This window comes from Microbacterium azadirachtae, assembly GCF_000956545.1.
GTDB lineage: Bacteria > Actinomycetota > Actinomycetes > Actinomycetales > Microbacteriaceae > Microbacterium > Microbacterium azadirachtae.
In genome coordinates, this window is record NZ_JYIT01000049.1 from 21,910 (window position 1) to 32,005 (window position 10,096).

The 10,096-nt window shown below is 71.6% G+C and carries 10 protein-coding genes; 3 read left to right on the forward strand and 7 right to left on the reverse strand.

What is annotated here, in order from left to right; translation table 11 throughout:
- The gene (locus tag RL72_RS01940) at positions 1–861 is read right to left on the reverse strand and encodes a MoaF C-terminal domain-containing protein (RefSeq protein ID WP_045249118.1); all 861 of its coding nucleotides are present in this window, start codon (positions 859–861) and stop codon (positions 1–3) included.
- Between the two features lie 31 nt (positions 862–892).
- On the reverse strand, positions 893–2,335 hold the full coding sequence (locus RL72_RS01945; protein ID WP_248700342.1) for an APC family permease: 1,443 nt from the start codon (positions 2,333–2,335) through the stop codon (positions 893–895).
- Between the two features lie 268 nt (positions 2,336–2,603).
- Here RL72_RS01945 and RL72_RS01950 point away from each other — a divergent pair, with 268 nt between their 5' ends.
- The 3 genes from RL72_RS01950 to RL72_RS01960 are packed head-to-tail and all read left to right on the forward strand — an operon-like array spanning position 2,604 to position 4,746.
- Positions 2,604–3,350 carry an SDR family NAD(P)-dependent oxidoreductase gene (locus RL72_RS01950; RefSeq protein WP_045249120.1) on the forward strand — a complete coding sequence of 249 codons (747 nt, stop codon included), beginning with the start codon at positions 2,604–2,606 and terminating at the stop codon, positions 3,348–3,350.
- Positions 3,351–3,408: 58 nt separating this feature from the next.
- The gene (locus tag RL72_RS01955; RefSeq protein ID WP_045249121.1) at positions 3,409–4,215 is read left to right on the forward strand and encodes an SDR family NAD(P)-dependent oxidoreductase; all 807 of its coding nucleotides are present in this window, start codon (positions 3,409–3,411) and stop codon (positions 4,213–4,215) included.
- Positions 4,216–4,245: 30 nt separating this feature from the next.
- Entirely contained in the window at positions 4,246–4,746 is a 501-nt protein-coding gene (locus RL72_RS01960) for a DUF3465 domain-containing protein (protein ID WP_211256008.1), read from the forward strand.
- Positions 4,747–4,765: 19 nt separating this feature from the next.
- On the opposite strand, the gene RL72_RS01965 is transcribed toward RL72_RS01960, so the two are convergent.
- The 5 genes from RL72_RS01965 to RL72_RS01985 all read right to left on the reverse strand — a co-directional run bounded on the left by RL72_RS01965 (position 4,766) and on the right by RL72_RS01985 (position 10,072).
- On the reverse strand, positions 4,766–5,560 hold the full coding sequence (locus RL72_RS01965) for a potassium channel family protein (protein WP_045249122.1): 795 nt from the start codon (positions 5,558–5,560) through the stop codon (positions 4,766–4,768).
- Between the two features lie 46 nt (positions 5,561–5,606).
- Positions 5,607–6,032, reverse strand: coding sequence for a VOC family protein (locus RL72_RS01970; protein WP_045249123.1), 426 nt, complete (start codon positions 6,030–6,032; stop codon positions 5,607–5,609).
- Positions 6,033–6,179: 147 nt separating this feature from the next.
- Positions 6,180–7,523, reverse strand: coding sequence for an HNH endonuclease signature motif containing protein (locus RL72_RS01975; RefSeq protein WP_052674123.1), 1,344 nt, complete (start codon positions 7,521–7,523; stop codon positions 6,180–6,182).
- A gap of 108 nt (positions 7,524–7,631) precedes the next feature.
- Complete coding sequence (locus RL72_RS01980; RefSeq protein ID WP_045249124.1) at positions 7,632–8,324, reverse strand: ABC transporter ATP-binding protein; 693 nt, start codon at positions 8,322–8,324, stop codon at positions 7,632–7,634.
- Positions 8,321–10,072: a branched-chain amino acid ABC transporter ATP-binding protein/permease gene (locus RL72_RS01985; protein ID WP_248700343.1), complete on the reverse strand. Its 1,752-nt coding sequence runs from the start codon at positions 10,070–10,072 to the stop codon at positions 8,321–8,323. The genes RL72_RS01980 and RL72_RS01985 overlap by 4 nt, the downstream gene beginning before the upstream one ends.
- Positions 10,073–10,096 lie beyond the last annotated feature (24 nt).

Genomic DNA, 10,096 nt, shown 5'->3' on the forward strand with positions numbered 1-10,096 from the left:
TCAGGCTCCGGTTCCGGCGGCGTCCTGCGCGCCGAAGTTCGCGGGCTCCAGCTCGGGGGTGTGGTGCGTCACCGAGATGAGCCGGCCCCAGGCGCCGAACGTGAAGTGCGTGGGCACCTCGCCGGTCTCGTCGAGGCCGAACAGTACGCCGTGCGAGCGGATCCTCGTGACGTCGCGGTGGTCGGCGATCGTGACCGAGGCGCACGGGATGACCTTCTCGCGCCAGGCGAACAGGTAGATGCCGGGGCGGATCTCCCACACGCTGTTCTCGTCGGTGTCGGCGAGGCCGCGCTCGGGGCCGGCCAGGCACTGCCAGCTGTACCAGCGCTCGGACAGGTACACGTGCTCGTAGGCGTGCTCGGTGCTGTACACCCACTCGACGCGACGGCCGATCAGGGCGGTCGTGGGGTGCGGCTCGTCGCCCGTGACCTCGGCGCCGTCGATCGTCGCGGTGCCGAAGTGGTGCACGACCCGCGTGCGCCCGGGCTCGGCCGTCGGCAGGATCTCGCTGATGATCGACAGCACGCGTCCTGCGCGCAGGTCGATCACGAGCGAGACCGCCTCGTTCGGCAGGTAGCGGTGGTGGAACTGCACGTAGAAGAGGTCCTGGTCGACCTCGACCGCCTCGTATGCGTCGGTGTCGGTCGCGGCCTCCGTCGGGTCTCCCTCGCCGGGCGTGTAGGTCCAGGTGACCTCGTCGTCGGCGAACCGGTGCGCGATGCGGGTGCCGTTCGGTGCGGTGACGTCGATCTCACGGCCGGACAGGGCAGTGGTGTGCGGCGCCTTGTTCGCGTCGAATCCGGGGGCGAGGCCGTCCAGCGGCAGCCAGGTCGAGGTGTCGGCGGGGTTCATGGTGGTCATGATGCTCCTTGGTGAGTGGTGCGGGGGAGGGTCAGCGCGCGCTGAACTGCTCGAGGTCGGCGGAGAGGCCGTCGTAGACGGCGGGCTTCGTGCGCTTGAGGTACTGCGCGTAGACGATCCCGCCGATCAGGGCGAGCACGAGCAGCAGCGGCAGCAGGTTGATCCACAGCTCCTCGGATCCCGCCACGATGTTGAAGTTGACGATGGCGAGGATCGAGATGGCGGCGATGCCGACGAAGCCGATGCCGGGGGCGACGAACGTGCTCCACCAGCGCCCGTCGTGCTGCCGCCGGAAGTAGACGACGATCGACAGCGCCGCGAGGCCCTGCAGGATCAGCACGCTGAGCGTTCCGAAGCCGAGCATGGCGGGCACGACCTGCACGATCGGGTCCGCGCCGGCGAGGAAGAAGATGAGCGCGACGATCGCGGCGAACCCGGCCTGCACGATGCCGGCCACGGCGGGGGAGCCGCTCGCGCGGGTGCGGGCGAGCACGCCCGGCAGGATCCGGGCGCGGCCGAGCGCGTACAGGTAGCGGCTGGCGGAGTTGTGGAAGGCGAGCATCGCGGCGAACAGGCTCACCAGCAGCAGGATCATCATCACCGTCGTGAGGGGGCCGCCCAGATACTGCTGCGCGAGCACGAAGATGAGGTCTCCTGTGGGCAGGTGCTTGACGGCCACGCCCTGCGCGTCCGGCACGCCGATCGCGCTCACGACCGCCCAGGTGGTGACGCCGAGGATGACGCCGATCGCGACGATCGCCGTGTAGGTGGCGCGCGGGATGGTCCGCAGCGGCTGCTTGGCCTCCTCGCTGAACAGCGCGGTCGCCTCGAAGCCCAGGAAGCCGGTCGCGGCGAGCAGCATCCCGATCGGGAGGGATCCGGAGAACACCCACTCCGGGCTGAACGCGGCGAACGAGAAGCCCTTCTGCACGAACACCGACACGTCGAAGACGAGCAGCATCGTCGTCTCCAGGACGAGGCAGACGCCGAGCACCTTGGAGGAGAAGTCGACGCCGATGCGGGCGAGCACGAAGCAGACGGCGATCGAGAGCAGGCCCCACAGGATCCAGCTCATGTCGAAGCCGGTGAGCTCCTTGATGATCGACTGCATGAAGAAGCCGCTCGTGCCGATCGTGCCGACCACGAAGAAGTTGTAGCCGAGGGTCGCGATGAGGCCGGCGATCAGTCCGCCGGTGCGGCCGAGACCCTTGACGACGAAGGCGTAGAAGCCGCCCGCGTTCACGAGCTGCTTCGACATCTGCGCGTAGCCGACGGCGAACAGCAGCAGGATCGCGGCGACGAGGAAGAACGACATCGGCGCGCCGCCGCCGTTGCCGAGTGCGATCGCGAGGGAGGCGACGACGACGATCCCGGTGAGGGGTGCGACGGCGGCGAGGACGAGGAAGACGATCCCCGCGACGCCCAGCGCACCGGGGCGCAGGGTGGTGTGGGAGTGCTCGGATGTTGCGGTCACGTCGGCTCCTTCGCTCGGGTGACGAGGCATGCGTGCGCGCCCGGGGGACGGTGTCGGAGCGGGGTGGCTCCGGCAGACGGACGCATGCGATGTGCGGACTCTGCGAGTCTGCCCGCTCGGGGTCCTGCGCGGCTTGCCCGGGAGCGAAGGACGATGGTGCCAGCGCGCACACCCGCGTCCGTCCACCTCGTCACCGGCCGCCGCGGCGGAGCAGGATGGCGGAGCGGAGGCGATCCCCTCACCGTCTCCCGCACGGAAGGGAGCGTCGATGGAGCTGCAGCTGCAGGGCAGGACCGCCCTGGTCACCGGTGCCGCCGGCGGGATCGGCCGTGCGGTCGCGCAGGCGCTCGCCGCCGAGGGCGTGCGGGTCGCGCTGCTGGACCGCTCGGCCGCGGGCCTGGAAGACACCGCCGCGCTGTGCGCCGGATCCGTCCCTCTCGTCGCCGACGTGACGGACGAGCAGGAGGTCGCCGAGGCGGTCGCCGCCGCGGTGGGGACGCTGGGCGCACTGCACATCGTCGTGTGCTGTGCGGGGATCTCCGGTCCGGTCGGAACCGGGGTCGAGCAGACGTCGCTCGCCGACTGGCAGCGGGTCTTCGCCGTGAACGTGACCGGGGCGTTCCTCGTCGTGCGGGCGGCGCTCCCGGCGCTGCGCGCGGCGCCCGACGCAGCCGTCGTGCTGGTGGCGAGCGATTCCGCCTTCGTCGCGTCACCGGGCATGGCCGCGTACTGCGCGTCGAAGGCGGCGCTCGTGCAGTTCGGCCGCGCCCTCAGCGTCGATCTCGCGGGCGACGACGTGCGCGTCACGAGCGTGTCGCCGTCGGTCGTGGACACCCCGATGAGCCGCGGCGATCTCGGAGACGACGCGTTCTCCGCGCCGGATTTCCCCGTGCAGAGCGCGGAGGAGGTCGCCGCTCATGTCGTCTACCTCGCCTCCCCTCGGGCCCGCGCGGTGAACGGATCCGGGATCCTCAGCGACTTCGGCTACTCCGCGCGGTCCGGGTTCCCGGCCTGACCATGCCGCATCCCCCTGCTTCCTCCCTGCATCCCGCATTTCCCCGACAGGAGACCTCATGACCATCAACGGATCCACCGGACGCGTCGTCGTCATCACCGGCGGCGGCACCGGCATCGGCGCCGCGATCGCGGCCCGCTACGCGAGCGAAGGGGCGCACGTCGTGGTCGTCGGCCGGCGCGAGGAGCCCCTGCGCGAGGTCGAGCGCGCGGTCGGGGCCCACCCCGTGATCGCCGACGCCGCCTCGACCGAGGATGCGAGGCGCGCCGTGGCCGAGGTGCTGGCGACGTTCGGGCGCATCGATGTGCTCGTCGCCAATGCGGGCGGCCACGGCTTCGCCCCGGTGGGGGAGACGGATGACGCCGGATGGGAGGCGGCGATCCGCGCCAACCTCACCACGGCGTTCGTCATGGCGCGCGAGGCGCTCCCCGCGCTCATCGAGGCGAAGGGGCAGATCGTGGTGATCTCTTCGCTCGCGGGCCTGTTCGCCGGTCCCTCGGTCGCGGGCTACACGGTGGGCAAGCACGCGCTGATCGGGCTCACCCGCACGCTCGCCCGCGACTACGGCAAGCACGGCGTGCGCGTGAACGCGGTGTGCCCCGGCTGGGTGCAGACCCCGATGGCGGATGAGGAGATGGACGAGTTCGCCGCGCACGCGGGCTTGACCTCGCGGGAGGAGGCGTATGCCACGGTGACCGCGGACGTGCCGCTGCACCGGCCGGCGCAGCCCGCCGAGATCGCGGCCGTGGTGCGGTTCCTCGGCTCGAGCGAGTCGTCGTACATGACCGGATCCGTGCTGGTCGTCGATGGCGGCGCGCACATCGTCGACCTCCCCACGACCGCGTTCGAGCACGCCGGGATGTGACGGACCGCGCCGCGGTCTAGGCTGGGCGCCGTGGCGCGGAGGGTGAGAGGGACGACGATCGCCGTCGTGGTGGTGGTCGCGGTGCTCGCGCTCCTCGCCGTCGGGTCGGGGCGGTTCGCCGCCGGTCCTCCCGCAGCGGTCGCCACCTCGTCGCCGGCGGTGGCCGGAGCCGGCGCGACCCGATCGCCGGGAGGCTCCGCGCAGGATCCGGTCCGCGTCCTGTTCGAGCAGCAGCGCAGCGGCGTGGAGGTGCAGGGGACGGGCGTGGTCTCGCGCATCCTGCCGGATGACGACGACGGGTCCCGGCATCAGAAGTTCCTCCTCACCACTCCGTCCGGAGTCTCGATCCTCATCGCCCACAACATCGACATCGCCCCGCGCCTGGACGGGCTGTCGAAGGGCGATCGGGTCGACTTCCTCGGCGACTACGAGTGGAGCGACAAGGGCGGCACGGTGCACTGGACGCACCACGACCCGTCCGGTCGGCATCAGGCGGGCTGGCTCCGCTGGAACGGGCGCACCTTCTCCTGACGTCGGCGGCCCCGGCCGATCAGGCCTCGGGCGGCGGTCCCGGCTCCGCGGGCGAGCGTGTCGGGCCGGTAGACGCTTCGCCGCGCGCGGTGGTCGGCGCGACGGCGGCCGGCGCCATCGCCGCGAGCGTCGCCCGGAGCTCGGCGATCTCCGTGCGCAGCGCGTCGACGTGCGCGACAGTGGCCGCCTGCCGGCTGGTGTTCTCCTCGGAGAGCTGCTCGACGATCCAGGAGGCGAAGGTCGCGGTGACGACACCGAGCAGGGCGATGCCGCTGAGCATGAGGCCGACGGCGATGATCCGTCCCTGGAGGGTGATCGGCGCCAGATCGCCGTAGCCCACCGTGGTGATGGTCGCGAACGCCCACCAGATCGCGTCGCCGAACGTCGAGATGCTGCCGCCGCCGGCTCGCTCGGCGTCGAGCACGGCGAGCGAGGCGACGTAGACGAGCAGCAGCGTGGCGCTGGTCACGTAGATCACGATCTGGCCGCGGACCGCCCGTCCCGCGGTGCGCTGGAGCACGGTGAGGAGGGTGACCACGCGCAGCACCCGCAGCGGGCGGAGCATGGGCAGCACGACCGTCGCCAGGTTGAACAGGTGCGTCAGGAACCAGTGCCACCGGCGCGGCGCGAGCGCCAGGCTCACGATGTAGTCGATCAGGAAGGTTCCCCACGACACCCAGAGCAGGTCCTCCAGGAGCGCGCCGACGTCGCCCTTCGGATCCACGATCACCTGGATCGAGTAGGTGACGAGGAACAGGAGGGACGCGACGATGAGCGGCCACTCGGTGATCCGCCGCCAGCGTTCCAACGTCATGCGCGCATCGTACGCCCGCGCGGACCGCGGGACGGTGCGGGGCGCCTCAGCCGACCTCGTCGCGTGTCCTCTTCGTCATCGCGATCATCTCGGGCGACGGTTCGCTGAGCGCGATGATGTTGCCCTCGCTGTCGCTGAACCACGCGCCGCGGGTGTCTCCGAGCTGCGCGATCCCGTCGACGGTCTTCAGCCCCGGGAAGTCGTACTCGTGGAACACGACCCCGTGCGTGCGCAGGGCGGTCGCGTCGCGGTCGAGGTCGTCGGTGACCAGATTGAAGGCGGTGTTCTGCGCGGTGCCCGCGAAGCCGGTCAGGTACACGAGCACGACGACGCCGCCGACGTCGTAGAACACGTTGCCGGACGCGGCGTCCTCGTGGATCGGGTCCCGGCCCAGCACGTCGTGCCACCAGGCCTTCGCGCGGTCGAGGTCCGCCGCCGGAAGCACGGCCGTGGCCATGAGGTTCTCGAACATGATGATCCCCAGTCCGGGGACACGTCATTCCCCACGCCGGCCCAGCACGGCGCTGTGGCGATCAGGGCGCGCGAAAGCGGTCCCCGAGCGCATCGTACCGCCGGGACCGGCGCGGAGGAAGAGCGTCCGCGCTCTTCCGGCTTCGGTTCAGAACGGGGCGGCGTCCGGTGGCGGGTAGGGGTCTGTGGTGGTGAAGGTGACGGGTGCGGGCGGGGTGTCGATGTAGGTGCGCCCGGTGGGGCTGGTCCATTCGAGGATCCCGGCGCCGCGTTGTGTGACGGTCCAGGAGGTGTGGTGTTTGAGGACGTGGTGTCGTCGGCAGAGGCCGGCGAGGTTGCCCGCGTCGGTCAGCCCGCCGTGTGCCGCGTCGATGGTGTGGTCGAGGTCGTGTGCGCTCGGGGGGAGCCCGCAGGTCGGGAACCGGCAGCGGGCGTCCCGGGCGTGCAGCAGGCGGCGCAGATCTGCGCCGGGCCGGTACCGATCCACCGCGAGGACCCCGCCGGTGACGGGGTGGGTCAGTACCCGTTCCCAGGAGGTGACGTCGCCGGCGAGGATCCGTGCCGTGTCCGTGTCGATCGGGGGCCCGCCGGTGAGCTCGCCAGGTTGCTCCTCCCGACCACCGGAGCCGGTGGTCGCGTTGATCAGGGTGAGCACGGGGACCGTGACCTCGACACGCGCGTGGATCGCACCCAGCAATCCCGCGGTGGTGTCGTGTCCGGACGGGGTGCCGGTGAGCAGCACATCCGCGCACAGGTCCGCCCGCAGCTGGTCGGTCGTGCGATCATCGGCCGGGTCGCCGAGCGCTTCGGGTGCCGTCTCGCCCCGCACGGCGCGGGTGTTCGCGGTCGTGACCTCGTGGGCCTGCTGGGTGAGGCGGTCGTAGATCCCGTCGACGATCGCGGCGGAATGGATCAGCCCGAGCAGTTTCTGCCCGTCGCCGAGGTCCTCCCGCCACACCCGACGCTGGGCCTGCGCGACCCGGTGTCGCTCGGTCAGAGACCGTGGTGCGAGGCGTTCCGCGACCCGCTGCACCACGGCCTTCGCCCGGTGCGGGGTCTCGCCCTCCGACGCGGCGACCGCGACCGCCTCGAACTCCGCCCGGACGGCGTCACTCAACCGTGCCCCCGCGTCCTGGATCTGCCGCACGTGCGGCAGCCCGATCCGCGCCTCCGCGAACGCCCGCATCGTCTCGGGGAACCGGTGCACGAGCTCCGCCGCCTGCGACATCCGCCCCTGCACGACCCGATCCGACATGTGCAGCACGGCCGCGAGCTCCGCCGCCACCGACCGATGCGCCAGCTCCGCCGAGGGCCCGTGCTCCAGGGAGCCGGCGAGATCGTCGGCGATCCGGTGCGCGACGGCGAGGAAGCCCTCCTTCACCGCCTGCAGGCGGACGATCGACGCCTCCGTCGCCCGCAGACCGCTCACCACAGCGTCCAGCAGCCTGGCCGGGTCGACACCCGGATCCGCCATCGCCATGGAGTTCGTCATGCCCCCATCCAACCCGGAGGCACCGACATTCCCCGGGGAAAATCGCAGCTCAGAGGATGGAAAACGTCCACCTGGGACACACTGGCGCAGCGGCCGCGACAGTCGGGCCTAACCCCCGAGGTACGCGCGGTGCAGCAGCTGCGGATCCGCCTGCAGATCCTCCGCCGTCCCCTGGAACGACACGTGGCCTCCGGCGACGACGACCGCCTCCTGGGCGATGCCCAGCGCGAGTTGCGTGAACTGCTCCACGAGCAGCACGCCCACCCCGGACTCGGCGATCGACTGCACGATCGGCACCAGCCGCATGAACACGACCGGGGCGAGCCCCAGCGACATCTCGTCGATGAGGAGGATCTTCGGCTTCGCCGCGAACGCCCGGGCGAGCACCACCATCTGCTGCTCTCCGCCGGAGAGCAGGGCGGTCGGGGAGTCGATGCGCTTCTCCAGCTCGGGGAACGGCGCGAGCGCCGCCTCGAGCTCCGCCGGGGTGCGGGCCGTCAGCGACAGGTTCTCGCGCACCGTGAGGGACGGGAACACCGCCCGCCCCTGCTCGATGTGCACGATCCCTCGCCGAGCCCTCGCGACGCGGGACATCCGGTCGATGCGCTCGCCGTCGAGCGACAGCGTCCCCGCGGAGTGGCCGACGACGCCCGAGATCGACTCGATGAGGCTCGTCTTCCCTGCGCCGTTGGGGCCCACCAGGGCGAGCACCTCGCCGCCGCGCACGGTCAGCGAGACGCCCGAGATGACGGGGCCCGCGCCGCGGCTGACGGCGACCGCGTCCAGCACCAGTTCGCTCATGACAGCAGCTCCGTCTCTCCCATGTAGGCCTTGACGACGTCGGGGTTCGCGAGCACCTCGTCCTGCGGACCCGTCGCGAGCACCCGGCCGAAGTTCAGCACCGTGAGCATCGGGCACACGGAGCGCACCAGATCCAGGTCGTGCTCGATGATGATGAGCGCCACGCCGTACCGCTGCGGCAGCTCGCGCAGCCGTGCGGCCAGTGCGAGGTGCTCGTCGTGCGAGAGCCCGGCGGCGGGCTCGTCGAGGATCAGCAGCCGCGGCCCGGCCAGCACGGCGGCGGCCACCTCGACCAGACGCCGGGTGCCGACGTCGACGCTGGAGAGCCGGGACCGCGCCGGCGGGCAGCCGAAGAACGCGAGCGTCTCCTCGATGTCCGCCGCCGAGAGCCGGCGCCGGGCGACGAAGCGCACGTAGGCGCCCACGGTGAGCAGCGGCGGCACCCGGTCCTGCTGGAAGGTGCGTCGCAGCCCGAGGCGGGCGCGGCGGGTGGGGGAGAGGCCCGCGAGGTCGCGACCGCCGAGCAGCACCCGCCCGCCGTGCTTCGGCAGGAAGCCGCTGATGGCATCCACGAACGTGGACTTGCCGGCGCCGTTCGGGCCGATGAGGCCCATGATCGAGGCCTCGGCCACCGAGAACGACACGTCGTCGAGCGCCTTCAGAGCGCCGAACTGGACCGTCAGATGCTCGACCGTCAGCACCGGCTCGCCGCTCAGGAGCGCCGGATCCATCGTGGCGGTGGTGGTCGTGCGGATCTCCTCGGCGTCGTCCGCGGCGTCCGCCGGCAGCGCCGTGAGCTCGGCGTTCGCGGTCCGGCGGTCCTGCCGCTTCCAGATCAGGTTGCGGATGCCCTGGCCGAGACTGGTGCCGCTCGTCAGCGCCTGCACGCCCAGCACGCCGAAGATCACGAAGCCCCAGTCCTGCGGGATGTGCCAGCGCTTGAGGAGCTCGGGCACGAGCACCCACAGGATCCCGCCGAACACCGCCATGTCGATCAGGTGCGCGCCGCTCATGATCGCCAGCACGTACAGCGCGAGCGACTGCAGCGGGGTGAAGCTGGCGGCGAACGGCAGCTGCACCTGACCCGCGAGGAGGCCCCCGGCCACGCCGCCGAGCGCGGCGGAGACGGCGAAGGCGGTGAGCTTGGCCGCCTGCACGCTCTGGCCGGCGGCGGCCGTGCCGCGCTCGGAGAAGGCGACGGCCTTCCAGCTCGCGCCCCAGCGGCTGCGCTGCAGGAAGAACACGATCAGGGCGCAGACCACCAGCACGATGATCGAGAGGAAGAAGAACTTCTTGTCGTTGGCGAAGAGCATCGGCCGGTCGACCGAGATGGCGTCGGCGGATCCGGGGAACTGGATCTGCACGAGCGTGACGTCGGCCGCGGCGGCGAAGCCGAGCGTGACGACCGCGAGGTTCACCCCGCGCAGGCGCAGCGCGGGCAGGCCCACGAGCACCCCGGCCACGCCCGCGACGAGCGCGCCGAGCACGAGCCAGACGATGAAGCCGCCGGGGGCGTGCCAGATGTTCATGAGCGCCACGACCCAGGCGCCGATGGCGGCGAAGGTCAGCTGGCACAGCGCGATCATGCCGGCGGATCCGGTCACGACGCCGAGGCCCATGATCGCGATCGCCGCGATGACGGCGCTGATCGCGAGGTAGACGAAGTAGCCGGGCAGGGCGTTGGAGAGCAGGAGGCCCACGAGGATCGCGAGGCCACCGACCACGAACGGCCAGACCGTGCGCACCACGGGCCTCTGCAGGAACGGGACCGG

Bases quoted from the DNA above. Each gene is read 5' to 3' on its own strand.
- RL72_RS01940 (WP_045249118.1), bottom strand. From the start codon at position 861: ATGACCACCATGAACCCCGCCGACACCTCGACCTGGCTGCCGCTGGAC.
- RL72_RS01950 (WP_045249120.1), top strand. From the start codon at position 2,604: ATGGAGCTGCAGCTGCAGGGCAGGACCGCCCTGGTCACCGGTGCCGCC.
- RL72_RS01955 (WP_045249121.1), top strand. From the start codon at position 3,409: ATGACCATCAACGGATCCACCGGACGCGTCGTCGTCATCACCGGCGGC.
- RL72_RS01965 (WP_045249122.1), bottom strand. From the start codon at position 5,560: ATGACGTTGGAACGCTGGCGGCGGATCACCGAGTGGCCGCTCATCGTC.
- RL72_RS01970 (WP_045249123.1), bottom strand. From the start codon at position 6,032: ATGTTCGAGAACCTCATGGCCACGGCCGTGCTTCCGGCGGCGGACCTC.
- RL72_RS01975 (WP_052674123.1), bottom strand. From the start codon at position 7,523: ATGACGAACTCCATGGCGATGGCGGATCCGGGTGTCGACCCGGCCAGG.
- RL72_RS01980 (WP_045249124.1), bottom strand. From the start codon at position 8,324: ATGAGCGAACTGGTGCTGGACGCGGTCGCCGTCAGCCGCGGCGCGGGC.